Genomic DNA, 25,122 nt, shown 5'->3' on the forward strand with positions numbered 1-25,122 from the left:
AGGTGCAGTTTTATGACAGATAAATTTACAGAATTTCTAAAAATCGCGTCTCAACTGAACAAGATGGGAATTGTTCCACTGCTGATGGGCTCCTTGGGGCTGGAGCAGGTTACTGGTCAGGACTGGCAGGCGCGGGATATTGATATTCATGTTCACGGTGATGAGCGTGGCTGGGAAGTACCAGACGAAGAGCGTATTTATGATATGGACAAGATTGAGCCTATGATGGAGCGCTTGGGCTATCGCTTAGTCGATCTGCACGAGCATGAATTTCAAAAAGAAGATCTATCTATTGAGTTTGGAGCCATGGAGACCTTGGAGGCGTTTTCGGGTGTATCAATAGCGGAGCTGACTCGAAAAGAAGTTGAAGGTGTTGAGTTTCTAGTTCCGACCGCAGATCAATTTTTAGCTATCTACCGTGCTTCTTCCCAAGATTCTTACCGAAATGAAAATAACAATCATAAGGATTTTGCTAAGATTGCTTATTTGGAAAAAATGACAAAATGACGGACAGACAGGAATCCTCCTGTCTGTCTTTTTTACTATCTTTTTGTTATAATGGTCAGAGTGAAAATCTAGAAATATCCAAGGGAGAGTATCATGTCATCATCCTATATCAATGTTATCGGTGCTGGTCTGGCTGGCAGTGAAGCAGCTTACCAGATTGCCAAGCGTGGCATCCCAGTCAAACTCTATGAAATGCGGGGTGTCAAATCAACTCCGCAACACAAAACATCGGACTTTGCAGAACTGGTCTGCTCGAACTCTCTGCGAGGAGATGCGCTGACCAATGCAGTCGGTCTGCTCAAGGAAGAAATGCGACGGTTGGACTCGGTTATTTTAAAGTCAGCAGAAGCGACTCGAGTGCCCGCTGGTGGTGCTCTAGCTGTTGATAGAGAAGGCTTTTCGCAGCTGGTGACGGAGCTAGTGACTAACCATCCATTGATTGAGGTCATTCGCGAAGAAATCACTGAAATTCCTGAAGATGCCATCACAGTTATTGCGACAGGACCCTTGACCAGTGATGCTTTAGCAGAAAAAATCCACGCGCTCAATGGAGGAGACGGTTTTTATTTCTACGACGCAGCAGCGCCAATTATTGATGTCAATACCATTGATATGAGCAAGGTCTATCTCAAATCCCGCTATGATAAGGGCGAAGCTGCCTATCTCAATGCGCCGATGACTAAGCAAGAATTTATGAATTTCCATGATGCTTTGGTCAATGCTGAGGAAGCACCACTCAATTCCTTTGAAAAAGAAAAATACTTTGAAGGCTGCATGCCTATTGAAGTTATGGCCAAACGTGGCATTAAAACCATGCTTTACGGTCCGATGAAGCCGGTTGGTTTAGAATATCCAGATGACTACCAAGGGCCTCGTGACGGAGATTTTAAGACGCCATACGCGGTGGTGCAGCTTCGTCAGGATAATGCAGCTGGTAGTCTTTACAACATCGTTGGCTTCCAAACTCATCTCAAGTGGGGAGAGCAAAAGCGGGTCTTTCAAATGATTCCTGGCCTTGAGAATGCAGAATTTGTCCGCTATGGTGTTATGCATCGAAACTCTTATATGGACTCTCCAAATCTGCTTGAACAGACTTTCCGCTCTAAGAAACTGCCAAATCTTTTCTTTGCAGGTCAAATGACTGGAGTTGAAGGCTATGTCGAGTCAGCAGCTTCAGGCTTAGTTGCTGGTATTAACGCTGCTCGACTCTTCAAGGGAGAAGAAGCACTTGTTTTTCCAGAAACAACAGCTATCGGCAGCCTGCCACATTATGTTACCCATGCTGACAGCAAGCATTTCCAACCCATGAATGTCAATTTTGGCATTATCAAAGAGCTGGACGGCCCTCGGATTCGTGACAAGAAAGAGCGCTATGAGAAAATTGCTGAGCGAGCCTTGCAGGATTTACAGCCTTATTTGGATAAATAATCTATTTTCTATCATTATCTAATAAAAATCATTAAAAAGTTAGGAAATTCCTAACTTTTTTGCTTAATTTGTGATATAATAAATAAAAATTTTGAAAATAGAAAGTTTTCTGAAAATGAATAAATCCTATTTTTACCTTGAAATGAAAACACATGAGTTGGTCGTTCCTTATACTAAGCAAAAACGCCGTGTCCGCGTATTGCTTCCAAAGAACTATAGCCAGGATACAAATAAGACCTATCCCGTTGTTTATTTTCATGACGGACAAAATGTTCTTTATAGCAAAGAGTCTTTCAGCGGCCATTCGTGGAAAGTCATTCCGACAATCAAGCGTAATCCAGATATTGAGAAAATGATTGTCGTGGCTATTGACAACGATGGCCAACGGCGCATGAATGAGTATTCAGCTTGGAAGTTCCAAGAGTCCAATATTCCCGGCATTCAGTTTGGCGGCAAGGGAACGGAGTATGCGGAGTTTGTCATGGAAGTTGTCAAGCCTTTTATCGATCAGCATTATCGAACTAAGTCGGATCGGTTGCATACGGCTATGATTGGCTCTTCTCTTGGGGGAAATATCAGCCAGTTTATCGGTGTTGAATACCAAGATCAGATTGGCTGTCTGGGCATCTTTTCGTCTGCAAATTGGCTGCATCAGGAAGCTTTTGACCGTTATATTGAGAGAAAGACACTTCAGGCAGACCAGCGAGTTTTCATTTATGTTGGGACGGAAGAGGCTGATGATACAGATAAGACATTGATGGCTGGCAATATCAAGCAGGCCTATATTGATTCATCGCTCAGCTATTTCCGGCAGTTACTTGTATCTGGGGTAGATTTGTCCAATATCCAGATTAAGATCCAGTCTGGAGCTATTCACAACGAGATCGCTTGGGCAGAGCACTTGCCAGACTGTTTCCGTTTTATCAGCGAAAAATGGTAAGCTAGTCAAACAGTGAGAAAGAGGTAGAAACTATGCATGTAGAATTTTTAAGTCATTGGAGCGGCAATCTAGGTCGTGAAATGTATGTCAATCGCTATGGCCATGCTGGACTCCCGATTATAGTCTTCGCATCATCAGGCGGCAGCCATAATGAATATGCTGACTTCGGTATGATTGAGGCCTGTGCAGGTTTTATTGAGGCCGGTAAGATCCAGTTTTTCACTCTCAGCAGTGTTGATAGTGAAAGTTGGTTGGCGGACTGGAAGCATCCTCACGACCGCGCAGAAATGCATCGTGCCTATGAACGTTATGTCATCGAAGAGGCGATTCCGTTTGTCAAGCATAAGACGGGTTGGTTTGACCCTATGATGACGACAGGCTGCTCCATGGGAGCTTATCATGCTGTTAATTTCTTCCTGCAGCATCCAGATGTTTTCAATAAAGTGATTGCCCTCAGTGGTGTCTATGATGCACGTTTCTTTGTCGGTGACAATTTGAACGACGAAGTCATTTATCAAAACTCACCAGCTGACTATATATGGAACCAAAATGATGGCTGGTTTATTGACCGCTATCGACAGGCTGATATTATCGTTTGTACTGGCTTGGGCGACTGGGAGCAGGATGGCCTTCCTTCCTTCTACACGCTGAAAGAAGCTTTTGAGCATAAGAATATTCCAGCTTGGTTTGCTGAATGGGGCCATGATGTTTCCCATGACTGGATTTGGTGGCGTAAGCAAATGCCATATTTCCTCAATGAACTCAATCTTTAAAGGAGGTTTCCTATGAATTATATCGTTATTTCTCCCTATTATCCGCAAAATTTTCAGCAGTTTACTGTAGAATTGGCTAACAAAGGGATCACTGTTCTGGGAATCGGTCAGGAGCCTTATGATCAGCTAGATCAGCCTTTGAAGGATTCATTGACTGAATATTTCAGAGTAGAAAATCTTGAAAATCTTGACGAAGTCAAAAGAGCGGTGGCCTTTCTCTTCTACAAGCATGGACCTATTGATCGGATTGAGTCTCATAATGAATACTGGCTGGAACTGGACGCTGAGTTGCGTGAGCAATTCAATGTCTTTGGAGCAAAACCAAAAGACTTGAAAAAGACCAAGTTCAAATCAGAGATGAAGAAGCTCTTTAAAAAAGCAGGTGTTCCAGTCGTTCCAGGTCAGATTGTTAACACAGAAGCTGGTGCTGATTTGGCTGTCAAGAAACTTGGTCTACCTTTGATTGCCAAGCCTGATAATGGAGTAGGAGCAGCTGCAACCTTTAAATTGGAAACAGCAGAAGATGTCGAACGATTCAAGCAAGAATGGGATCATCAGACTGCTTATTTCTTTGAAAAGTTTGTCCAGTCTGGCGAAATCTGTACTTTTGACGGTTTGGTAGATAAGGATGGTCAGATCGTCTTTGCAACCACCTTTGACTATGCCCATACACCACTGGATTTGATGATCTATAAGATGGACAATTCCTATTACGTTCTCAAGGATATGGATCCAAAACTGCGTGCTTATGGAGAAGCGATTGTTAAAATTTTCGGCATGAAAGAACGCTTTTTCCATATTGAGTTCTTTCGCGATGGTGATGATTATGTAGCCATTGAGTATAATAACCGTCCAGCTGGCGGCTTTACCATTGATGTCTATAATTTCGCCCACTCAATCGATCTTTACAGAGGCTATGCAGCGATTGTAGCAGGAGAGCCTTTCCCAGCAGCACACATGGAGCCACTGTATTGTCTGGCAACCTCACGCCGTGCATCAACGAACTATGCTTACCCTGAGGCTGACTTGCTGGAGAAATACAGAGATAATTTCAAGGTTAAGAAAGACATGCCTGCTGCATTTGCGGAGCTGCAAGGTGACTACCTCTATATGTTGACAACTCCAAGTCGAGAGCAGATGGAGCAGATGATTGCAGATTTTGCTAAACAGGAGGACTAATCAAAAGCATGCTCTGCTATTATTTTCGTATAACAGTTTCAAAGTAGTAAAAACTACTCTAGCACAAAAAGTTTGTGAAATTTCTATTTTGGCATCGAAAACCAGTTTATCCAATGGATTGACTGGTTTTTCTTTGTGAAATATAAGTGAGCAAAAGTTTTGACAGTGCTTACAGCTTTAGATAGAATTAAATAGAAGAATTATGCTTAGAAAGGCAAAAAAATGGCAACTTTAGATAAAAATCTTTTGTTAGAGATGTTCCGTAAGATGGAAGAAATCCGTCGCATGGACTTAAAAATTGCTCAACTTGTAAAAAAAGGAAAGGTTCCTGGGATGACTCACTTCTCAGTAGGTGAGGAAGCAGCCAATGTTGGCGCTATGCTGGCTTTGAATGAGGATGATTTGCTGACTTCAAACCACCGGGGGCATGGTCAAGCTATCGCTAAAGGAATCAACCTCAATGAAATGATGGCGGAAATCCTAGGGAAATACACCGGTACCTGTAAAGGAAAAGGCGGCTCTATGCACATTGCTGACCTAGATGCTGGAAATCTTGGTGCTAATGGTATCGTAGGTGGCGGCATGGGAATTGCTGTCGGAGCAGCCTTGACCCAGCAAATGCAGAAGACAGGTAAGATTGTTGTCTGTTTCTTTGGTGACGGTGCTACCAATGAAGGCGTCTTCCACGAAGCAGTCAACATGGCTTCTATCTGGAATCTACCAGTAATTTTCTATTGCATCAATAACGGCTATGGTATTTCTGCCGACATCAAGAAAATGACCAATGTAGAGCACATACACGAGCGCAGCGCAGCTTATGGAATTCCAGGTATGTTCATCGAGGATGGCAATAATGTTCTGGATGTTTATGAAGGCTTCCAAAAAGCTGTGGATTATGTTCGCAGTGGTAAAGGACCTGTCTTGATTGAGAGCGTCACTTATCGTTGGTTGGGACACTCTTCTTCTGACCCAGGTAAATACCGTACTCGTGAAGAAGTAGAAGAATGGAAGAAGAAGGATCCAATCGAAAATCTTCGTAAATACTTGCTGGAAAACAAGATTGCAAGCGAGGAAGAGCTGGAAGCTATCCAAGCTGGAGTCAAAGAAGCAGTAGAAGCATCTGTGAAGTTTGCAGAAGAAAGCCCATTCCCGCCGCTTGAATCTGCCTTTGAAGATATTTACGCAGACTAAAGAGAGGAGAAAAAGAAAATGGAAACTAAAACTATGTCTTTTCGTGACCCATTATCCTCGCTATGTCTGAGGAAATGCGTCGCGATGAAAATGTACTCTTGATGGGAGAAGATGTCGGAGTCTTTGGTGGAGATTTCGGAACATCTGTTGGTATGCTGGAAGAGTTCGGTCCAGAGCGTGTACGTGACTGTCCGATTTCAGAAGCAGCGATTTCTGGAGCAGCAGCTGGAGCAGCTATGACAGGGCTGCGTCCAATCGTAGACATGACCTTTATGGACTTCTCTGTAATTGCCATGGATGCTATTGTAAACCAAGCCGCTAAAACTCGCTATATGTTTGGGGGAAAAGGACAGGTCCCAATGACTGTCCGCTGTGCAGCAGGTAATGGAGTTGGCTCAGCGGCTCAGCACTCTCAGTCTTTGGAATCTTGGTTTACCCACATTCCAGGTCTTAAGGTGGTAGCTCCGGGCACGCCTGCCGATATGAAAGGCCTCCTCAAAGCTTCTATCCGAGACAACAACCCGGTTATTATCCTGGAATATAAGTCTGAATTTAACCAAAAAGGCGAAGTGCCACTGGATCCTGAGTATGTAATCCCTCTTGGCGTGGGTGAAATCAAAAAAGAAGGTACTGATGTAACAGTTGTTACTTACGGAAAAATGCTTCGCCGTGTCATGCAGGCAGCTGAAGAATTAGCAGAAGAAGGTATCTCTGTAGAAGTGGTTGATCCACGTACATTGGTGCCGCTTGATAAGGATATTATCATCAATTCTGTTAAGAAGACTGGTAAGGTCGTTTTGGTTAATGATGCCCACAAAACTAGCGGTTTCATTGGTGAAATTTCAGCAATTATTTCTGAGTCTGAAGCATTTGACTATCTAGATGCCCCAATCCGCCGTTGTGCAGGTGAAGACGTGCCAATGCCTTATGCGCAAAACTTGGAAAACGCGATGATTCCGACTGTTGAAAGCATTAAAGACGCTATTCGGAAGACATATCATAAAGAATAAGGTATAATAAAGAAAAGGCTTTCTCACGAATTAGATTACATAAATTATTTTATGTAATCTAATCTTGTGTAGAGGTTTAATGAGATTTAGAATTTTCTAATTGCAGAAAATCGTTATTCGGTTGAGTATTAGAAAGTCTACTAGGTTAGTCTCAGATAGCGGCAACCGTAGTAACTTGAGATACGTTTTGTATCCAAGTTGTTTGTAGAGTTGCAACAGGAGAGAGTCGAATCGATAATATTCGACGAACGACTTAGTAAGTCTACTAGGTTGGTCGCAGATAGCGTTAACCGTAGTAACTTGAGATAAGTTTCGTATCCAAGTTACTTGTAGAGTTGAACACGGGCTAAAGTCTTTGTGAAAAATAAACTTTTCTCGAAACTAAAATTTCTTTGTTAAGTTTTCTATTTTCACTTTGATTGTTAACACCCTTAGTATGACTGGAACTGAATTCGGACGGAGGACTGCGAAAAAAAGATAGATTTCCTTGTGTTCATCGAACACAGCGTCAATCTCCTATTTTTTCATTGCCCTCTGCATCCTTAATATCTTATATTCGAACACGGGCTAAAAGCTCGGAAAAAAGATAAATCTTCTTGGTTTCATTGAAGCCAGCGTTGATTTCTTATTTTTCAGTCGCTTTTTTTACGCCCTTAGTATCATAATTAGAATTGGAGAGGTCATGGCTGATGATAAGCTAAGAGCGACTCCTGCAGCTAGAAAGTTAGCGGATGATTTGGGAATCAACCTCTATGATGTTTCTGGCTCAGGCGCAAACGGTCGTGTCCACAAAGAAGACGTGGAAACTTATAAAGATACAAATGTGGTGCGCATTTCACCACTGGCAAAACGAATTGCCCAAGAACACAATATTGCTTGGCAAGAGATTCAAGGAACTGGCCATCGTGGCAAGATTATGAAGAAAGATGTTCTTGCTTTCTTGCCTGAGAATGTTGAGAGCGATACAATCAAATCTCCTGCTCAAATTGAAAAAGTGGAAGAAGTGCCTGATAATGTCACTCCTTACGGTGAAATTGAGCGTATTCCAATGACGCCGATGCGGAAAGTTATCGCTCAGCGGATGGTAGAATCTTACCTGACGGCGCCAACATTCACCCTCAACTATGATGTTGATATGACAGAAATGCTGGCCTTGCGTAAAAAAGTGCTGGATCCAATCATGGAAGCAACTGGCAAGAAAGTAACTGTCACAGACCTGCTTTCGCTGGCGGTTGTGAAGACATTGATGAAGCATCCTTACCTCAACTCAACTTTGACAGAGGACGGCAAGACCATTATCACTCACAACTATGTCAACCTTTCAATGGCAGTCGGTATGGATAATGGCCTGATGACACCAGTTGTCTACAATGCAGAAAAAATGAGCCTATCAGAACTTGTGGTAGCCTTTAAAGATGTTATCGGACGTACCTTGGAAGGTAAGTTAGCTCCGAGCGAGCTGCAAAACTCAACCTTCACAATCAGTAACTTGGGTATGTTTGGTGTTCAGTCCTTCGGTCCTATCATCAACCAGCCAAATTCTGCTATCTTGGGTGTAAGCTCAACAGTAGAAAAACCTGTCGTTGTTAATGGCGAAATTGTTATCCGTCCAATTATGAGTCTTGGCTTGACCATTGACCACCGTGTAGTTGACGGAATGGCTGGAGCTAAGTTTATGAAGGACTTGAAGGCTTTGATTGAAGACCCAATTTCAATGTTGGTATAAGATTTTCTTTGCTAGTTTAAAAAGTAAAGAAACGAAACACTCAGCAAATGAAAAATTAAATTAGAAAAGGAAAGAAAAATGGCTTTAGAAGTAATTATGCCAAAAGCCGGCGTGGATATGACCGAAGGGCAAATTGTCCAATGGAATAAAAAAGTCGGCGAATTTGTCAAAGAAGGGGAAATCCTTCTGGAAATCATGACTGACAAGGTCAGCATGGAATTGGAAGCCGAAGAAGACGGCTACCTGATTGCTATTCTCAAAGGTGACGGTGAAACTGTTCCAGTGACGGAAGTCATCGGTTACTTGGGAGAAGAAGGAGAAAATATCCCAACAGCAGGCGGTTCTGCACCTGCGGAAGCACCAGCTCCTGCAACAGCGGCAGCCAGCACAGCTGAAGATAAGAGTGATGATGCTTACGATATCGTTGTTATCGGTGGCGGTCCTGCTGGTTATGTAGCGGCTATCAAAGCAGCTCAGCTGGGTGGTAAGATTGCCTTGGTTGAGAAGTCTGAGCTCGGCGGAACCTGCTTGAACCGTGGTTGTATCCCTACAAAGACTTACCTGCACAATGCTGAAATCATTGAAAGCCTTGGTCACGCTGCTAACCGTGGTATCATCATCGAAAACCCAAGCTTCACAGTAGACATGGACAAGGTCCTGGAAACCAAAAACAAGGTTGTCAATACGCTTGTTGGAGGTGTTGCTGGTCTTCTCCGCAGCTATGGCGTAGATGTTCATAAAGGAATTGGTACCATTACTAAAGACAAGAATGTTCTTGTAAACGGCAGCGAGCTGCTAGAAACGAAGAAGATTATCCTTGCTGGTGGTTCAAAAGTCAGCAAGATCAATGTTCCTGGTATGGAATCATCTCTTGTTATGACCAGTGATGATATTTTGGAAATGAACGAAGTGCCAGAAAATCTGGTAATTATCGGCGGTGGTGTTGTCGGTATTGAGCTTGGACAAGCCTTCATGACATTTGGCTCAAAAGTCACTGTTATCGAAATGATGGACCGCATCGTACCAGCTATGGATGCAGAAGTCTCTAAAAATCTTCGCCTCATCTTGGAGCGCAAGGGCATGACAATCCTGACTGAAACTAAGTTGGAAGAAATCATCGAAGAAAATGGCAAACTCCGTATCAAGGTTGAAGGAAAAGAAGATATTCTAGCAGATAAGGCTCTGCTTTCTATCGGACGTGTGCCAGATTTAGAAGGTATCGGTGAGGTTGAATTCGAACTGGATCGCGGCCGTATCAAAGTTAATGAGTACATGGAAACTTCCGTTCCAGGTATTTACGCACCAGGTGATATCAATGGTACTAAGATGCTGGCTCATGCAGCCTTCCGTATGGGTGAAGTTGCTGCTGAAAATGCTCTGAAAGGTAACCACCATGTTGCTAAACTCAATCTGACGCCTGCAGCCATCTACACCCTGCCAGAAGTAGCAGCAGTTGGTTTGACAGAGGAGCAAGCTCGTGAGAAATATGATGTAGCGATTGGTAAGTTCAACTTCGCTGCTAACGGCCGTGCTATCGCTTCAGACGCGGCTCAAGGTTTCGTTAAAGTCATTGCTGACAAGAAGTATGGTGAGGTCCTAGGTGTTCATATCATCGGTCCTGCAGCTGCAGAATTGATTAACGAAGCATCCACCATCATTGAAATGGAAATCACCGTAGAAGAAATGCTTAAGACCATTCACGGTCACCCAACCTTCTCAGAAGTTATGTACGAAGCATTTGCAGATGTACTGGGATTAGCAGTTCACTCACCTAAGAAAAAATAATTTAAAAGATAGATTAGACTGGACATAAATCATTGTTCCAGTCTCTATCGTATAAAGAGGTAGCTTATGAAATACATTGTTAACTACTCAAATGATACAGCTTTTAATATTGCTCTGGAAGAATATGCTTTCAAACACCTCTTAGATGAGGATGAGATTTTCCTGCTCTGGATTAACAAACCTTCTATCATCGTGGGACGTCACCAAAATACCATCGAAGAAATCAACCGTGATTATGTTCGTGAGCATGGCATTGAAGTTGTGCGTCGTATCAGTGGTGGAGGAGCTGTTTATCATGATCTGAACAACCTCAACTACACCATTATCTCTAAGGAAAGTGAAGATCGTGCCTTTGACTTCAAGAGTTTTTCTACACCGGTTATCAACACCTTGGCAGAGCTTGGGGTAAAGGCTGAATTCACTGGCCGCAATGACCTAGAGATTGATGGCAAGAAGTTCTGTGGCAATGCGCAGGCTTATATCAACGGCCGTATCATGCACCACGGCTGCCTACTCTTTGATGTTGATTTGTCTGTCTTGGCCAATGCGCTTAAGGTTTCTAAAGACAAGTTCGAATCAAAAGGAGTTAAATCCGTTCGTGCACGTGTAACCAATATTGTCAATGAATTGCCAGAAAAGATTACTGTCGAAGAATTCCGTGACCTGCTTCTGGACTATATGAAGAAAGAGTATCCAGAAATGACAGAATATGTCTTTTCCGAGAAAGAACTGGAAGAAATCAAGCAAATCAGAGATAGCAAGTTTGGGACTTGGGACTGGAACTATGGTAAATCACCTGAATACAATGTGCGCCGTGGCACCAAGTTTACCAGCGGTAAGGTAGAAATCTTTGCCAATGTTGTTGAATCTAAGATTCAGGATATTAAAATCTATGGAGACTTCTTTGGTATTGAGGACGTAGCAGCAGTAGAAGATGTGCTGCGCGGTGTTAAATACGAGCGCGAAGATGTCCTGAAAGCTCTTGAAACGATTGATATTAGCCGCTACTTTGCTGGAATCAGCAGAGAAGAGATTGCTGAAGCTATCGTCGGTTAAAATATAATACAAAGAAAACCAAGCTCTCAAAGAGTTTGGTTTTTCATGTAAAGAGTTTATTTCAAATCAACAACATTCTTACGTTTCCTTAACCAGCTAGTTTTCTCTAGGCTTTATATGCTAGATATGATAAAATGATAGGGAATCAGAGAAAGGGGTGCCTTGATGCAGAAAGTTCCAGTAGAAAGCCTTGGTCTGTTTGAGCAGTTGGACCGTACAGTTGTAGCTTTTCTGAAGAAAAAACCATCTCCTAATCCAGACAATTTTTATGTTAGCATATCTCCAGAAGATTATGAAAAAAAGAAAGAAGAATTTGAAAAATCAGGCTATCAAGCCGTGAAAATACCGCTTGGTATGGCGTTGGATAATGTTATTCAGCAACCTTCTTTCCAAAACCTAGTCATTGGCGGGCTCTACATGGTAGATGTTTTCGTTCCCAAGGAAGATCTGCTGCCCTTAAAGGATCTTGTAGACAGCTTTTGCATCATGTTTGCAGCAGCTAATAATCGAATAGAAAATATCAAGGCTTACGATCTGATGAAGAGTAAAACGGTCTATTTTATCGGAAAACTCTTCACGGATAATCCTCAGCCAGGCGATGAAGTTAGCTTCGAAGGGTTGAATAGAGAGACAGCAGAAGGCTCCTACGAAGCAGTCAAATGTTTCCTAACTAGAGAAAGCGCTGAAAAGTACAACACCAAAAATCGACCAGTTACAGCAGCAAATCTAGAACATCTCAAGCACTTCTGGGGCAAACCGCTGATTGTCGAGCCACATCGGAACTATTGGATTGAATTTTTATAAGAAAAAGAGCGAAGCATCTAAAATAGATTTTCGCTCTTTTGTTGTTATTGTTAATATTAAATTCACATATTTTAAATTATGTAATATTATAATTTATCCAAGGCGTTCTTTTGTTCATCATTGACAATGTGGGTGTAGAGGTCGGTCACCTGAGTGCTAGCATGCCCTAGCTGATGACTGACGAGAACTTGAGATTTGGTTGCATCGTATAAACGTGTAGCAAGCGTGTGGCGGAGTTTGTGAGGTGTCACTCGCACCTTGAAGTCCTCGGAATACTTGGCCACCATTTTTTCGACACTGGAAGCATCGATTCGATTAGGATTGCCGCGGTATTCAGTCAAAAAGAAGGCTGTATCAGTCTTTTCGGCCTTGTATCGCTTGCTCCGAATACTTAAATACTCTTCTAAATAGGACATGGCAAAGGCAGCAACATTGACAGAGTCCCTTTTTCCGCCTTTTCTTGTTACTTCAATGACCATCATTTTGAGATTAATGTCTTTCAGGTCTAGATTAACAGCTTCAGACAGACGAACACCAGAGGCTAGCAGCAAGGCAATGATGGCTAAATCTCGTTCTTTGTTCTTGTTAAAAGAAGACAGAGCGCGATTAGAGAGCTTCTTAGGGTACTCCCTATCAATATACTGGAGAAATCCTTCCGTCTCATCCCCTAAAAAGAGCTTCTGCTTAATATTCTCTGCACGAGCAGCCAGAGTTTCCTTTTTCTTCTTAGTAGCAACCTTTTTCATCACATTTCGATAGAAGTAGGGCTCACCCTGCTCGTTTTCAACTTCCTCAGTCAAATATTTGTAGAGGCTGGACAAAGCCGAAAGAGTTCGGTTGATGGTTGTCTGAGAAACACCGTTTTGAGTTGTATTAGCATTGAGAAGCGGTCGCTCACGCAGATAAAGAATAAAGGCTTCCATGTCTTTCTTGGTCATGTTTTCCAAGACCGAGAGAGGAATCTCAGCAATATGCGAAGCATCCGTTATACCAGATTCTAGCACCCAGTTAAAAAAGCGATCATATTCTTTGAGATATTCGTATAAGGTTGTAAAACTATAAGGCACCGCCAGCTTAGACCGGTAATATTCCAGAATGTACCAGGGCATAGTGGCCTTAAGTCTATCAATTCTTTCTAATAACAGTTCACGTCTCATCACATTTCTCCGTTTTTTCTATAATAGTAGTATAGCATATCTAGATATATTTTTCAAGAAAATTATAGTTTTTCGGAAAGATAATAGAGGGAGGTAAGTAATCTAACTTTACTACAAAACAGATAACAGATAATAAAAACAAGACAGAATTGAGAAACTAAACTCTGTCTTTTTTTACCTAAAACTTATTCTTCTAATTCGATTTTTTGAAAATAATCCAGTTGCAATTTTTGTGTTGCTTGAGCTGTTTTATTTAAATTTGTGCACCAGGACGGATAAAACCGCATAGCCATCTTTCCTTTACAATCCTTTGTAGAAAGAATTTTTTTACTAATAGCCACCTCTTTGGGAATTATAAATAAACCGCAATGACAGTCGTCGATAACGACAATAACCAGTTCATCACCCAAGTCTCTATCAGTATAAGGAATATTCTTGTTGTCTTGGTCTTTTTTCCAAAAGACTGTAAAGTATCCTTCTTTTTTGGGTGTTTTCTTTGCCAAACGGCATCTTTTATATTCTTGATTATCCTTTGGCTTAATTAAAATGCTTTCATAGTCTTCATTCCATTTTTCATTTATCAGATCTAAGTCGCCATAATACCTATGAAGAATCTCTACCATTTTCATTGTTTTATTGTCTTTCTAATTTTTACTAAAATTAAATTATGTAAGATTATTACTAGAATAAAAACTCTTTAATCAAATCAACTACTTGCTCATTTTGCGGCAGGGAGGAATGATGTGCATTCTTGCCTACGATGACTACCTCTCTATGTGAAGCAATCTTTCCTTCGTAAATCAAGCTCCCGGCCTCTACACTGCTTTTATGGACAACTCCGTCACCATCTCGGAAAAAGATTCCCAAAATTGATAAATGCTGCAGCTTCTTAGGCAGTTTTTCCTGATTGGCTACAAAGTCATCTAGCATCGGGACTCGTTGATTGAGATTTTTCTTGTTTAGATTATAAGGGCTGCCAATAGTCAGGAGCTTTTTCATCTCTAACCCAGAATGGTTTGCCAGATATTGCTGCAGGAATACTGTATAAATTAGACCACCGTTAGAATGCCCCAGCGCCTTAAAGCTGTTAAAAGAGTACTTCTCTCGCAAAACAGTCAAGGCAGCGTCAAACATTGCCGCCTGCTGATTGATATTTTCATAACCATCGCGATTATTTTGAAAGCCAACCACAAAAATGGGATTTCTGTCCTTGCGCTTCAAATGCCCTCGGTAAGTCAGGTGTCCGTCATTCCAGACTTTAATACGGACTAGACTATGATGTGGATGCTGATTGCGGTTTAGCATTTTAACCATTCGATTAAAGCGATTTTCCGTGGCAGAACTACCAGGAATCATGATAATAGGACTCATTTTGACCTTGCTGGCAGGTAGATGAGAAATAGGGTGGGAAGGCAGCTTATTCAATAATTTTTGAAAGGTTTTAGCAAGTCGATGAATCAATTGAGTCAAAAAAGGCTTCATTCTAGTCTCCGTATCTGATATTTCCAAAAACAAGCCACATAAAACTTAGTTATGCGACTTGTTTTTTTGTTATTACTTCCGCTTCTTCTTGTTTTTCTTCATTTGCTTGGCCATTTTGTTCATGCTGCGTCGCATCAGGAACTCTCCGGCCTTGCCCTTGAGGCCGCCGCCAAACATTTGGCTCATATCCGGCATGCCGGCTCCACCTAAGCCTGACATATCTGGCATACCGCCTTGGCCCATCATACCTTCAAGAGCTGACATGTCGGGCATTCCTCCGCCACCAGGCATGTTCTTAGGCATATTGTTTGGATTGAAACCCATTTGCTTCATCATCTTGCTCATATCGCCTGACAGAACGCCCTGCATCATCTGCTTAGCTTGATTGAAGTCTTTGATAAATTTATTGACATCGACGAAACTGTTACCTGAACCATTGGCAATCCGACGGCGACGGCTAGGACTCAGCAAGTCAGGATTTTCACGCTCAGCCGGTGTCATAGAGGATACGATAGCGCGCTTGCGGGCAATTTCTTTCTCATCCACTTTGATATTCTTAAGAGCAGGATTATTGGCCATACCTGGAATCAGCTTGAGCAAATCCTCCATAGGCCCCATGCCTTGTACCTGATCCAACTGATCAATAAAATCATTGAAATCAAAGGTGTTTTCCCGCATCTTTTCAGCCATTTCAAGCGATTTTTTCTCATCGTATTCCTGAGAGGCTTTTTCGATCAGAGTCAGCATGTCCCCCATGCCCAAAATCCGGCTGGACATGCGGTCTGGGTGGAAGGTTTCGATATCAGTAATCTTTTCACCAGTACCAGTAAATTTAATGGGCTTACCAGTAATCTGACGGACAGACAAGGCTGCACCGCCACGGGTATCACCATCAATCTTAGTCAGGATAACACCAGTCACTTCCAGTTGGCTGTTAAATTCTCGAGCGACATTAGCCGCTTCCTGACCAATCATGGCATCGACAACCAAGAGGATTTCATTGGGATTAGCCAGCGCTTTGACATCAGACAGCTCCTGCATGAGCTTTTCGTCAATTTGAAGACGCCCAGCTGTATCAATCAGGACATAGTCATTGTGGTTAGCTTTTGCCTGCTCCAAACCTTGACGGACAATCTCAACAGCCGGAACATCAGTGCCTAAAGCAAAGACAGGTACATCAATTTGCTGTCCAAGTGTTTTCAGCTGATCAATTGCCGCTGGACGGTAAATATCCGCCGCAATCATGAGCGGACGAGCATTTTCTTCTTTCTTGAGCTTATTAGCAAGCTTACCAGCAAAGGTAGTCTTACCAGCCCCTTGCAGACCAACCATCATGATAATAGTCGGAATCTTTGGTGACTTGATAATCTCAGCAGTATTAGAGCCCAGGATAGTTGTCAGTTCTTCGTCAACGATCTTGATGATTTGTTGCGCTGGATTGAGGGTGTCGATAACCTCATGACCGACAGCGCGCTCACGGACTTTCTTGATAAAGTCTTTGACAACCGGCAGAGCAACATCGGCTTCTAAAAGGGCCAGACGAATCTCTTTGGTTGCTTCCTGGACATCGCTCTCTGAGATTTTCCCTTTTCTGCGCAGATTTTTAAAGACGTTCTGCAAACGTTCCGTTAAACTTTCAAATGCCATTTTTTATTCTCCTAGTTTCTATTTCAATCAATTCAGTGGAAATTTTCCAAAACGTGTTAAACAAGCGTATTCCTCAGCAGAGACTTCTTTCATAATCTCATTTGGGTAGCCCCAGCAACTGAAGCCTTTTTGTATTGCCTTAGAAAGATCATCAGGGGAGATGATTTGTACCCTGGCAGGAAAAGGTTCTTCCAACTCTAACAACCAGCAAGACATTCCCTTGTAGATAACTTGTTTAGCCATGGTCACTCTCGGTTGTCAATACCAGACAGAATCCCGATCTGCTCCTGCAGATAGCTGTCGTCAGGGTATTTCTCTGTAATCTGGTCAAATATCTGGCTTCTAACAATGTAGTCCGAGTACATGTGCAACTTTTTCTCATAGTCCTCCAGAATCTTCTCCGTCCGCTTAATATTATCATAAACAGCCTGACGGCTAACACCAAACTCCTCAGCAATCTCAGCCAGACTGTAGTCGTCCGCATAATAGAGCTCAATATAGTTCATCTGCTTGTCAGTCAAAAGCGCCGCATAAAACTCAAAGAGAGCATTCATTCGGTTTGTTTTTTCAATTTCCATAAGAAACATTATACCAGAAAAGCATGATAAACTCTAGTCTGACAAGGGAAATAAACACTCGAAATATGAGATTTCAAAACTTCAATCAGCTTTTTCTTCTGTGTAAAAGACAAGTTAAAAACTCTTAGTGATAACCAAGAGTTTTGCAATAATTAATTGTTCTCCAAATAAAATTCAAAACGATCGCCGACATACTGACTTTTTACGTATTCAAAAGCTGTTCCGTCATCAAAGTAAGAAATCTGAGTCAGTCCTAATATAGCATGGCCGCGGGGAATATCAAGGTAATTGGCGATTTTTTCCTTAGCCAGCCGAGCATAAATCGTCTGCTGGGACTTGCCAATCTTATAGCCATGTTCCTGCAAGGTCTGGAAGAAATGACTGGTCACCTCTTCTTTTTTGAAATTCTTAATGAACTTCTCTGGAATTGAAGCCACCTCGTAGACCATCGGCAAATCGTCAGCGTAGCGAACTCGCTCCATCCGAATGACATTTTCTGTCTTATGGATGCCTAGCTTCTCCACTTCCTGCTCGCTGGGCAGGGTACGTCGATAAGAAATAAGCTGGCTGGATGGCGTTTTGCCTTGCGCCTTCATGATTTCCGTGAAGCTGGTGGTGCCGCGCATTTTCTCCTGAACACGTGTGCTGGCTACGAAGGTACCACTGCCGACCCGACGCTCTAGCACCCCCTCATCAACCAAGAGCGTAATGGCCTGACGCAGGGTCATACGGCTGACCTTAAAGGTTTCGGCTAGATCTCGCTCACTGGGCAGGCGCTCTCCAATCTCCCAAACGGCATCGTCGATGTCTTTCTTAATCTGATCATGAATTTTGATATATGCGGGTAACATATCGGCTCTTCTTTCTTATTTGGTACCTTCCTTTATTTTAGTACCAAATACTTCAAATGTCAAACTAAATGATAAGTATTAACTCTCAAATGCTTGCTTTTCTCACGATTCTAGCTGTTTAGCCAAATAAAGACTCATACTCGTTTTTTCATCACTCTTGCTCCTTATTACCTTGGAAAAATTCCTTTTTTGTGATAAAATGAGGGGAAAAGATTACTTCTTTTAAGAAAGGGAACAGATGACAACTAGAACTGAATTGCAAGATGTCGAAAAGATCATCGTGCTTGATTACGGCAGCCAGTACAACCAGCTGATTTCACGCCGCATTCGTGAAATCGGTGTTTTTTCTGAGCTCAAGAGCCACAAGATTACTGCAGACGAGGTCCGTGCTATCCAGCCTGTCGGGATTATCCTTTCCGGTGGTCCGAATTCTGTATATGAAGACGGCTCTTTTGATATTGATCCGGAAATTTTCGAGTTGGGAATCCCGATTTTGGGAATCTGCTATGGTATGCAGCTTTTGACTCACAAGCTGGGGGGCAAGGTTGTCCCTGCTGGTCATGCTGGAAATCGTGAATATGGTCAGTCGACTCTGTCACATACCTCTAACTCCAGTCTTTTCAACGGAACACCTGAAAGCCAGCTAGTTCTTATGAGCCACGGAGATGCGGTAACAGAGATTCCTGCTGACTTTGTTCGTACTGGTACTTCTGCTGACTGTCCTTTTGCGGCTATTGAAAATCCAGCTAAGAAAATCTACGGCATTCAGTTCCACCCTGAGGTTCGTCATTCAGAATTTGGCTATGATATCCTGCGCAACTTTGCTCTTAATATTTGTGGAGCCAAAGGCGACTGGTCTATGGATAACTTCATTGACATGGAAATTCAAAAAATCTGCCAAACCGTTGGTGACAAGAAGGTGCTGTTGGGACTTTCTGGCGGTGTAGACTCTTCTGTTGTCGGTGTTCTCTTGCAGAAAGCAATCGGCGATCAACTAATCTGTATCTTTGTGGATCATGGTCTTTTGCGTAAAGGCGAAGCAGATCAGGTCATGGATATGCTGGGTGGCAAATTTGGTTTGAATATCATTAAGGCAGATGCTGCTAAACGTTTCCTTGATAAACTAGCTGGTGTCTCAGATCCAGAGCAAAAACGTAAAATCATTGGAAACGAGTTTGTCTATGTCTTTGACGACGAAGCCAGCAAACTAAAAGATGTAAAATTCTTAGCTCAGGGCACACTTTATACCGATGTCATCGAATCCGGTACCGACACTGCTCAGACTATTAAATCTCACCATAACGTTGGTGGTCTTCCGGAGGACATGCAGTTTGAGCTGATTGAGCCGTTGAACACACTTTATAAGGACGAAGTGCGTGCTTTGGGTACAGAGCTTGGTATGCCTGATGAAATTGTTTGGCGCCAGCCATTCCCAGGCCCAGGGCTTGCTATTCGTGTCATGGGAGAAATCACTGAGGAAAAATTGGAAACTGTCCGCGAATCTGACGCTATTCTCCGCGAAGAAATCGCCAAAGCTGGTCTTGACCGCGACATCTGGCAGTACTTTACTGTTAATACTGGCGTCCGATCTGTTGGTGTCATGGGTGACGGCCGGACTTACGACTACACAATTGCGATTCGCGCTATCACTTCTATCGATGGTATGACAGCTGACTTTGCCAAGATTCCTTGGGATATTCTGCAAAAGATCTCTGTTCGTATTGTTAATGAAGTAGACCATGTCAATCGCATCGTCTACGATATCACCAGCAAACCACCTGCAACTGTAGAGTGGGAGTAACAAGTAAATCATATTTTAAAAATCCTCCACCGGAAGACTTCTGATGGAGGATTTAACGTATAAAAAACAAACAAGGCTAGGACATTTTAGTCCTAGCCTTGTTTTATATAGTCTTGAAATTAACCGCCGAACAATCCTTTAAAGAAGTTGACAATGGCATTCCAGATATTAGAAAAGAAATTACCGCCTTCTTGAAGGAGTCCGTTTGCATCAAAGTTGAGGTTAATATTGTTAAAAGTATCCCCTGCCTTTGAAACGATGCTGTCTTTCAAGTCGCTAAGGGTCTTCGTAAAGTCAGAATCCGTAATGACTCCACTGTTTGAAAGATTGACAGCGAAATTCACGATAAGGTTGATTTGGTCACTGGTCACTGACTGAGTCAGACCGTAGTTTTTCAAGGTTTCTTCAACAATCTTACGGACATCATCTGCTGTCAGATTGCTGTTGTTCTTCTTAGCATTGGCGACAGCCGCTTTGATATCAGCCAGAGCTACGTTGAGCTTGTCTGCGTCATAGCCTTCCTTACCTGTGTTTTCAGCATTGATACCAGAAAGGGTGGCCAGTTCTTCCTGCGCTAGGTTTTTATTTTCCTGAGGAATGGTCGCACCGTTATCTTCTAGAGAGTAGTAAATCCCTGCCAAGGCGCTCTCACCTGTTACAGGAATTGGTGCCGCAACAGTAATCTGCGCGTGCTGAACACCCAGAGTAACAGCTGCATTGCGATACATATCTTCTGTAACCTTAGTGATGTTTTGCGGAGTGACAATTTTCACCTCTAACGGCTTATTGCTGCCCAACTTCTGGATTTTTACAGAAGAATAAAGCTGCAGGCTAGGGTCGTTAGCAACATTCATGATTTTAGAGTAGACTTCTGGGGTCATGGTCTTAAGTGGCTTGCTGTCGCTGGATGAATTGTAGCCCAACATCTGCAAGGTCTGCTGTTTTTGGCTTTCATCTAAGGAATAACCCAGCACATACTCAGGCTGCACGTAAGTCTCATCAATGACTTTCTGAACATTTGAATCGGCAGCTGCGGTCGATACAGTAAACAGAGTAGCCAGCAAGGCTCCTGCTGTCATTAAAGTTTTTTTGAATTTCATATTTTTTCCTCTTTTCCTCCCGCTATAGTTTCCCAAATTCTATAGCTTTTTTCGTAGCAAACTTTCCATCTGATTGCCTCGAATTTCTGTTTCTTGAGCGTGTGAGTTCTGCTCCATTTGGTTTTCAGAGTGCTTCAGTTGAGTTGCTGCAATGATGGAGTTATTATTATCTCATCCATTGAGGGCTTGAGATAATAGATACATTTTACAACATTTCTCAAAGAAGTTCAAAGAAAAAACAGTCACTGATTTTGCTTGCCAGTAACTGCTCTTTTCTACTTTTTCCAAAGGAAGTCAATCAGCAATTCGTCTACTTCTGGATTCTCATGCAATTGACTGTGCTGAGCCAACTGGCCTGTGATTTTCTTCTCCTGGTAAGATTTAGCATTTTCAACTAGGAGATATTTAAGGCTGCGAGAAGAAATATTGAGTACAGAACCGTCGGATTCATTTTTGAAATCGCCGTAGATATTAAGGACATCTACTTGTTCTTGCGGGTAAACTTCTCGTAATCCCAGTAGTTTTTGATAAGTCTGGCTCATAGCACTAGGCTGGCCAGTTTGGTCGTCTAGGATTCTCAAATCTTCAGGCAAGTCCCTTCCTTCCAGACCATTAACATGGTTGGCAATATTGACCTGCTTTTGCAACTGAGGAAGATTTTCATCCTGACCGTTCTCCAGCATATAAAAGAGGATGGACATATTTCCCATAGAATGGCCTACCAGATTCATCTTATCAAAGCCATAAGTTTCTTGTAGCTTGCGAATCACAGCTGCTGCATACCTACCATCTTGAGCGTAGTCGGCATTGCGGTTATCTTCATAGTTTACCTTGATAATAGGATTGATAGCACCTTTCGGTATCTCTCCTAATAAGCTTACTTGACCGTTTTTACTGACATTTGCTGTGATAATTGTCTGAGTGACTCCAGCCTTTTTGGCTGCCTCTGTCATATGATTTTCAGCATTAGAGCTGGATCCAAAACCGTGGAAAAACAAGGTCGGCGTTGTTGACTGAACATATTGTCTTGTATTGAGGCTAGTGGCTTCTTTATGGTTATAAAAAGCAGTTAGACCGGCAATTGTCACTAAAACCAGAATAAGGAGCTTAAAACCAAATTTTTTGTTCATTTTTCATTCCTTTTAATGATAGATGTACAAAATTATATCATGTATCCATCGTGGTTACAAATATCCGGATTATTACTTCACCATCAAAAAAGAAAGAAGCTTGAAAACTTCTTTCTAAAACCATTTTAAGAGTCGCATGATGTGCATGTTCATCTTGACCTGACGGGAATAATAATAATTACCGCCGTTGATATAGAGCTCTGGGCCGTGGAAAATAGAAATAAGGTTATAGTAGCCGTAGGTCTTGCCAGTTACATTCCCTAAGCTTGGCGCCACTATATCTTTTGAATATTTCTTGGCCAGCTCTAGCGTATTTTCACCACCGTTTTTAGCGACGTAGTCGATATAGGCTTGACCAAAATTATAGGCTTGTACTGCTGTCCAAACATCTACCTTTTTCTCGCTGGCTAACTCTAGGTTATCAGACAGGGTCTGGACGCCCTGGCGAATACTTTCTTTGTTGTCCGTGATGGCATTGGTCTGACCAGTCGCGCTTTCACTGGACTGCATGACATCAGTGTCTTTTCCCTTGGTCTCTGTATAAATCATGGCCAGTACCAATTCTTCATTGGCCGCTGTATCCTGCTCGTCCAGCACTTCTCTGACTAAGCTCTGATACTTCATGACCTGCTTGACATCATGATGAACCTGATAAATCTTGTAGCCGGCAAAGAGCACGAAAAGGACTAAAATCAGTCTTCTTAGAAATTTAAACATTATTTATTTTGGATATCCTCGATGTTTTTAATCAAAATAGAATAGGTTCCGTTGTCGTTCTGGATAAATTCTACAGACTCTGCGTCCTGATAGATATTATTGGGAACGATGAGCTCAATTCCATTTGAAAGGGAGAGTTTCTGATTTTCGAACTTCTTCTTCTGGCGGCTGCTGTCAATCTCATCAAACTTGACTGGCTCAGGAATAGCTTCCTTGACTTGGTCAATAAAGGTAAGTCGGGCAGTCAGATTGCTGTCAAAAAGATCATCAGCTAACTTCTCAGGAGACAGTTCGTCATTTTCTTCCAGATTTTTGAAAATACTGGATTTGACCTTGGACTGGAACTGGAAATCGTCTTTATTAAAGCTTTCGGCAACTTTTTGAGCTGTCTTCTCAAGCGCTTTGATTGATTTCTTAGCTGAGATTGTCGGACTGACCTGCAAGAGATTATCTGACATATAATTGAGAAAGGCACCGTTGTACTTGATGCGCTTTTCAATCAGATGGTACTTGCGAGATTTGAGATTGATGACTAAAGCCTCGTCCGCACCTGTACCAAAGCCAGGCAGATTGTTCTGCGTCAGCTTGATAGGATTGTCCACCTCGCCACCCAAGTGGGTAAGGGTTTCCCGCAGAGCAATCCGCAGAAAAGCGAAGTGCTCTACGCCTTCTTTGTCAAACTGGACAAAAATCAGATCGTTGGTTTTCTGGTTTTCACTGACAGAAAACTCCTCCTGCCAAAGCTTGGCCACTGTCACTGATGTTTCCAGTAGGTCGTCTGAAAGCTGGGCTAAAAAGACGTTTTCGGGATCGAAAACACCTGTTTTGGCATCGTCAGAGTAGACCCTCTCAATCTTCTTGCGCAGGTATTCTTCAATCTTAGGAGTAATGTTGAGAAACTTATCCGCCAGCAGCAGTTCGGTATCAGCTGGGCTGAATTGATGAATAATTGCTTTTTTTACGTAAATATCCATCTTAGTTCAAGCCCTCATAGAGTGGAAAAGCGTCCGTTAGTTCGCGAACTTCCGCCCGCACTTGATTCAGCACTGCTTCGTTTTCAGCGTTTTCCAGAGCCTTGATAATGAGCTCTGCTACCTTGATGCTTTCTGTTACACCAAAGCCTCGAGCTGCAATAGCTGCTGTACCGATACGAATTCCGCTAGTCTTAAATGGTGACAAAGTCTCGTAAGGGATGGAGTTTTTATTAAGCGTGATATTAACCTCATCCAAGAGATTTTGCGCTACTTTCCCATTTTCTACAACCTTAGTGACATCAACCAAGAAGAGATGATTTTCAGTACCGTCAGAAATCACACGGAACTTATCATGCTGACGGAAGACTTGAGCCATAGCTTGGGCATTGTCCAAAATCTGCTGAGCATAAACTTTGAATGCTGGATCCAGCACTTCTTTAAATGCAACTGCTTTGGCTGCAATGACATGCTCCAATGGTCCGCCTTGAATGCCTGGGAAGATAGCTGAGTTGATTTTCTTAGCTAATTCTTCATCATTTGTCAAAATCAAGCCACCGCGAGGGCCGCGTAAGGTCTTGTGGGTCGTTGTTGTTGTGATATCTGCATAAGGCACTGGGCTTGGATGGAGACCTGCCGCGACCAATCCAGCGATGTGAGCCATATCTACCATAAGCTTGGCACCTACTGCATCAGCGATTTCACGGAATTTTGAAAAATCAATGATATGAGAGTAGGCTGAAGCCCCAGCCACAATCAGCTTAGGCTGTACTTCTTTGGCTTGCTTGAGGATAGCATCAAAGTCCAGTAATTCTGTTTCTGGGTCAACACTATAGGATACAAAATTGTAGGTTTGGCCAGAGAAGCTAACTGATGCACCATGAGTCAAGTGGCCGCCCGCAGACAAATCCATCCCCATAACTGTATCACCTGGCTCAATCAAAGCCATATAAGCTGCGCAATTAGCCTGACTGCCTGAGTGAGGTTGCACATTGGCAAACTTAGCACCAAAAATTTCCTTGGCACGCTCAATCGCTAGACTCTCAATCACATCCACTACATCTGTCCCACCATAGTAACGGCGGCCTGGGTAGCCCTCAGCGTACTTATTTGTCAAAATAGAACCTTGAGCAGCCATGACAGCTTTTGAAACGACGTTTTCTGAAGCAATCAGCTCAATGTTATGTTGCTGACGTTCTTCTTCTTTAGCAACTGCTTCCCAAATCTCTGGGTCAAATGCTTTATAGTCTTCTTGGTCAAAAATCATAAGGTGTCTCCCTTCTTTTGCG

The 25,122-nt window shown here is 42.6% G+C and carries 23 protein-coding genes and 1 pseudogene; 12 read left to right on the forward strand and 12 right to left on the reverse strand.

What is annotated here, in order from left to right:
• The first annotated feature begins 12 nt into the window (after positions 1-12).
• The 11 genes and pseudogenes from HMPREF9378_RS07945 (at position 13) to HMPREF9378_RS07895 (ending at position 12,399) form a co-directional block, all read left to right on the forward strand.
• Complete coding sequence (locus HMPREF9378_RS07945) at positions 13-507, forward strand: hypothetical protein (protein ID WP_002913556.1); 495 nt, start codon at positions 13-15, stop codon at positions 505-507.
• A 93-nt stretch (positions 508-600) separates the two neighbouring features.
• Positions 601-1,935 carry a methylenetetrahydrofolate--tRNA-(uracil(54)-C(5))-methyltransferase (FADH(2)-oxidizing) TrmFO gene (trmFO, locus tag HMPREF9378_RS07940; protein WP_002913557.1) on the forward strand — a complete coding sequence of 445 codons (1,335 nt, stop codon included), beginning with the start codon at positions 601-603 and terminating at the stop codon, positions 1,933-1,935.
• A gap of 115 nt (positions 1,936-2,050) precedes the next feature.
• The gene (locus HMPREF9378_RS07935; protein WP_002902923.1) at positions 2,051-2,875 is read left to right on the forward strand and encodes an alpha/beta hydrolase; all 825 of its coding nucleotides are present in this window, start codon (positions 2,051-2,053) and stop codon (positions 2,873-2,875) included.
• Between the two features lie 32 nt (positions 2,876-2,907).
• Entirely contained in the window at positions 2,908-3,648 is a 741-nt protein-coding gene (locus HMPREF9378_RS07930) for an esterase family protein (RefSeq protein WP_002902922.1), read from the forward strand.
• 12 nt (positions 3,649-3,660) lie between these two features.
• Positions 3,661-4,827 carry an ATP-grasp domain-containing protein gene (locus HMPREF9378_RS07925; protein ID WP_002900352.1) on the forward strand — a complete coding sequence of 389 codons (1,167 nt, stop codon included), beginning with the start codon at positions 3,661-3,663 and terminating at the stop codon, positions 4,825-4,827.
• Positions 4,828-5,049: 222 nt separating this feature from the next.
• Complete coding sequence (locus tag HMPREF9378_RS07920) at positions 5,050-6,018, forward strand: thiamine pyrophosphate-dependent dehydrogenase E1 component subunit alpha (protein ID WP_002900353.1); 969 nt, start codon at positions 5,050-5,052, stop codon at positions 6,016-6,018.
• Between the two features lie 18 nt (positions 6,019-6,036).
• Positions 6,037-7,028: pseudogene (locus HMPREF9378_RS07915) on the forward strand (alpha-ketoacid dehydrogenase subunit beta).
• A 682-nt stretch (positions 7,029-7,710) separates the two neighbouring features.
• Positions 7,711-8,754, forward strand: a complete 1,044-nt coding sequence (locus HMPREF9378_RS07910) for a dihydrolipoamide acetyltransferase (protein ID WP_002913560.1) — start codon at positions 7,711-7,713, stop codon at positions 8,752-8,754.
• A 78-nt stretch (positions 8,755-8,832) separates the two neighbouring features.
• Complete coding sequence (gene lpdA, locus HMPREF9378_RS07905) at positions 8,833-10,539, forward strand: dihydrolipoyl dehydrogenase (RefSeq protein WP_002913561.1); 1,707 nt, start codon at positions 8,833-8,835, stop codon at positions 10,537-10,539.
• A gap of 66 nt (positions 10,540-10,605) precedes the next feature.
• On the forward strand, positions 10,606-11,595 hold the full coding sequence (locus tag HMPREF9378_RS07900) for a lipoate--protein ligase (RefSeq protein ID WP_002895497.1): 990 nt from the start codon (positions 10,606-10,608) through the stop codon (positions 11,593-11,595).
• A gap of 165 nt (positions 11,596-11,760) precedes the next feature.
• On the forward strand, positions 11,761-12,399 hold the full coding sequence (locus HMPREF9378_RS07895; protein ID WP_002913565.1) for a hypothetical protein: 639 nt from the start codon (positions 11,761-11,763) through the stop codon (positions 12,397-12,399).
• 86 nt (positions 12,400-12,485) lie between these two features.
• Here HMPREF9378_RS07895 and xerS read toward each other — a convergent pair whose 3' ends face one another.
• The 7 genes from xerS to HMPREF9378_RS07860 form a co-directional block, all read right to left on the reverse strand.
• Positions 12,486-13,556, reverse strand: a complete 1,071-nt coding sequence (xerS, locus tag HMPREF9378_RS07890) for a tyrosine recombinase XerS (RefSeq protein WP_002913566.1) — start codon at positions 13,554-13,556, stop codon at positions 12,486-12,488.
• Positions 13,557-13,741: 185 nt separating this feature from the next.
• Positions 13,742-14,185 carry a MepB family protein gene (locus tag HMPREF9378_RS07885; protein ID WP_002913567.1) on the reverse strand — a complete coding sequence of 148 codons (444 nt, stop codon included), beginning with the start codon at positions 14,183-14,185 and terminating at the stop codon, positions 13,742-13,744.
• 52 nt (positions 14,186-14,237) lie between these two features.
• A complete protein-coding gene (locus tag HMPREF9378_RS07880) occupies positions 14,238-15,038 on the reverse strand; it encodes an alpha/beta hydrolase (RefSeq protein WP_002900361.1) in 801 nt (266 codons plus the stop codon).
• A 72-nt stretch (positions 15,039-15,110) separates the two neighbouring features.
• Complete coding sequence (ffh, locus tag HMPREF9378_RS07875) at positions 15,111-16,685, reverse strand: signal recognition particle protein (RefSeq protein ID WP_002913568.1); 1,575 nt, start codon at positions 16,683-16,685, stop codon at positions 15,111-15,113.
• 27 nt (positions 16,686-16,712) lie between these two features.
• Positions 16,713-16,928 carry a hypothetical protein gene (locus HMPREF9378_RS07870; protein ID WP_002902910.1) on the reverse strand — a complete coding sequence of 72 codons (216 nt, stop codon included), beginning with the start codon at positions 16,926-16,928 and terminating at the stop codon, positions 16,713-16,715.
• Between the two features lie 2 nt (positions 16,929-16,930).
• Complete coding sequence (locus tag HMPREF9378_RS07865; RefSeq protein ID WP_032907526.1) at positions 16,931-17,263, reverse strand: putative DNA-binding protein; 333 nt, start codon at positions 17,261-17,263, stop codon at positions 16,931-16,933.
• A gap of 152 nt (positions 17,264-17,415) precedes the next feature.
• A complete protein-coding gene (locus tag HMPREF9378_RS07860) occupies positions 17,416-18,114 on the reverse strand; it encodes a GntR family transcriptional regulator (protein WP_002913569.1) in 699 nt (232 codons plus the stop codon).
• A gap of 238 nt (positions 18,115-18,352) precedes the next feature.
• Between HMPREF9378_RS07860 and guaA the strand changes: the two genes are divergently transcribed.
• The gene (gene guaA / locus HMPREF9378_RS07855) at positions 18,353-19,915 is read left to right on the forward strand and encodes a glutamine-hydrolyzing GMP synthase (RefSeq protein ID WP_002912439.1); all 1,563 of its coding nucleotides are present in this window, start codon (positions 18,353-18,355) and stop codon (positions 19,913-19,915) included.
• 119 nt (positions 19,916-20,034) lie between these two features.
• Here guaA and HMPREF9378_RS07850 read toward each other — a convergent pair whose 3' ends face one another.
• The 5 genes from HMPREF9378_RS07850 to glyA form a co-directional block, all read right to left on the reverse strand.
• On the reverse strand, positions 20,035-21,015 hold the full coding sequence (locus HMPREF9378_RS07850) for a DUF1002 domain-containing protein (RefSeq protein ID WP_002912437.1): 981 nt from the start codon (positions 21,013-21,015) through the stop codon (positions 20,035-20,037).
• A 275-nt stretch (positions 21,016-21,290) separates the two neighbouring features.
• Positions 21,291-22,145: an alpha/beta hydrolase gene (locus HMPREF9378_RS07845; protein WP_002913570.1), complete on the reverse strand. Its 855-nt coding sequence runs from the start codon at positions 22,143-22,145 to the stop codon at positions 21,291-21,293.
• A 114-nt stretch (positions 22,146-22,259) separates the two neighbouring features.
• Positions 22,260-22,862 (reverse strand): lysozyme family protein, encoded by a 603-nt coding sequence (locus HMPREF9378_RS07840; protein WP_002913571.1) that lies wholly within the window; start codon positions 22,860-22,862, stop codon positions 22,260-22,262.
• Positions 22,862-23,836, reverse strand: a complete 975-nt coding sequence (locus HMPREF9378_RS07835; RefSeq protein WP_002913572.1) for a nucleoid-associated protein — start codon at positions 23,834-23,836, stop codon at positions 22,862-22,864. The genes HMPREF9378_RS07840 and HMPREF9378_RS07835 overlap by 1 nt, the downstream gene beginning before the upstream one ends.
• Position 23,837: 1 nt before the next feature.
• Positions 23,838-25,100, reverse strand: a complete 1,263-nt coding sequence (glyA, locus tag HMPREF9378_RS07830) for a serine hydroxymethyltransferase (RefSeq protein WP_002900380.1) — start codon at positions 25,098-25,100, stop codon at positions 23,838-23,840.
• Positions 25,101-25,122: the final 22 nt, after the last annotated feature.

It is taken from the genome of Streptococcus sanguinis SK1 = NCTC 7863, from assembly GCF_000194945.1.
GTDB classification, from domain to species: Bacteria; Bacillota; Bacilli; order Lactobacillales; family Streptococcaceae; genus Streptococcus; species Streptococcus sanguinis.

Coding starts and splice junctions, on each gene's coding strand:
- HMPREF9378_RS07945 (WP_002913556.1), top strand. CDS start 13: ATGACAGATAAATTTACAGAATTTCTAAAAATCGCGTCTCAACTGAAC.
- trmFO (WP_002913557.1), top strand. CDS start 601: ATGTCATCATCCTATATCAATGTTATCGGTGCTGGTCTGGCTGGCAGT.
- HMPREF9378_RS07935 (WP_002902923.1), top strand. CDS start 2,051: ATGAATAAATCCTATTTTTACCTTGAAATGAAAACACATGAGTTGGTC.
- HMPREF9378_RS07930 (WP_002902922.1), top strand. CDS start 2,908: ATGCATGTAGAATTTTTAAGTCATTGGAGCGGCAATCTAGGTCGTGAA.
- HMPREF9378_RS07925 (WP_002900352.1), top strand. CDS start 3,661: ATGAATTATATCGTTATTTCTCCCTATTATCCGCAAAATTTTCAGCAG.
- HMPREF9378_RS07920 (WP_002900353.1), top strand. CDS start 5,050: ATGGCAACTTTAGATAAAAATCTTTTGTTAGAGATGTTCCGTAAGATG.
- HMPREF9378_RS07910 (WP_002913560.1), top strand. CDS start 7,711: ATGGCTGATGATAAGCTAAGAGCGACTCCTGCAGCTAGAAAGTTAGCG.
- lpdA (WP_002913561.1), top strand. CDS start 8,833: ATGGCTTTAGAAGTAATTATGCCAAAAGCCGGCGTGGATATGACCGAA.
- HMPREF9378_RS07900 (WP_002895497.1), top strand. CDS start 10,606: ATGAAATACATTGTTAACTACTCAAATGATACAGCTTTTAATATTGCT.
- HMPREF9378_RS07895 (WP_002913565.1), top strand. CDS start 11,761: ATGCAGAAAGTTCCAGTAGAAAGCCTTGGTCTGTTTGAGCAGTTGGAC.
- xerS (WP_002913566.1), bottom strand. CDS start 13,556: ATGAGACGTGAACTGTTATTAGAAAGAATTGATAGACTTAAGGCCACT.
- HMPREF9378_RS07885 (WP_002913567.1), bottom strand. CDS start 14,185: ATGAAAATGGTAGAGATTCTTCATAGGTATTATGGCGACTTAGATCTG.
- HMPREF9378_RS07880 (WP_002900361.1), bottom strand. CDS start 15,038: ATGAAGCCTTTTTTGACTCAATTGATTCATCGACTTGCTAAAACCTTT.
- ffh (WP_002913568.1), bottom strand. CDS start 16,685: ATGGCATTTGAAAGTTTAACGGAACGTTTGCAGAACGTCTTTAAAAAT.
- HMPREF9378_RS07870 (WP_002902910.1), bottom strand. CDS start 16,928: ATGGCTAAACAAGTTATCTACAAGGGAATGTCTTGCTGGTTGTTAGAG.
- HMPREF9378_RS07865 (WP_032907526.1), bottom strand. CDS start 17,263: ATGGAAATTGAAAAAACAAACCGAATGAATGCTCTCTTTGAGTTTTAT.
- HMPREF9378_RS07860 (WP_002913569.1), bottom strand. CDS start 18,114: ATGTTACCCGCATATATCAAAATTCATGATCAGATTAAGAAAGACATC.
- guaA (WP_002912439.1), top strand. CDS start 18,353: ATGACAACTAGAACTGAATTGCAAGATGTCGAAAAGATCATCGTGCTT.
- HMPREF9378_RS07850 (WP_002912437.1), bottom strand. CDS start 21,015: ATGAAATTCAAAAAAACTTTAATGACAGCAGGAGCCTTGCTGGCTACT.
- HMPREF9378_RS07845 (WP_002913570.1), bottom strand. CDS start 22,145: ATGAACAAAAAATTTGGTTTTAAGCTCCTTATTCTGGTTTTAGTGACA.
- HMPREF9378_RS07840 (WP_002913571.1), bottom strand. CDS start 22,862: ATGTTTAAATTTCTAAGAAGACTGATTTTAGTCCTTTTCGTGCTCTTT.
- HMPREF9378_RS07835 (WP_002913572.1), bottom strand. CDS start 23,836: ATGGATATTTACGTAAAAAAAGCAATTATTCATCAATTCAGCCCAGCT.
- glyA (WP_002900380.1), bottom strand. CDS start 25,100: ATGATTTTTGACCAAGAAGACTATAAAGCATTTGACCCAGAGATTTGG.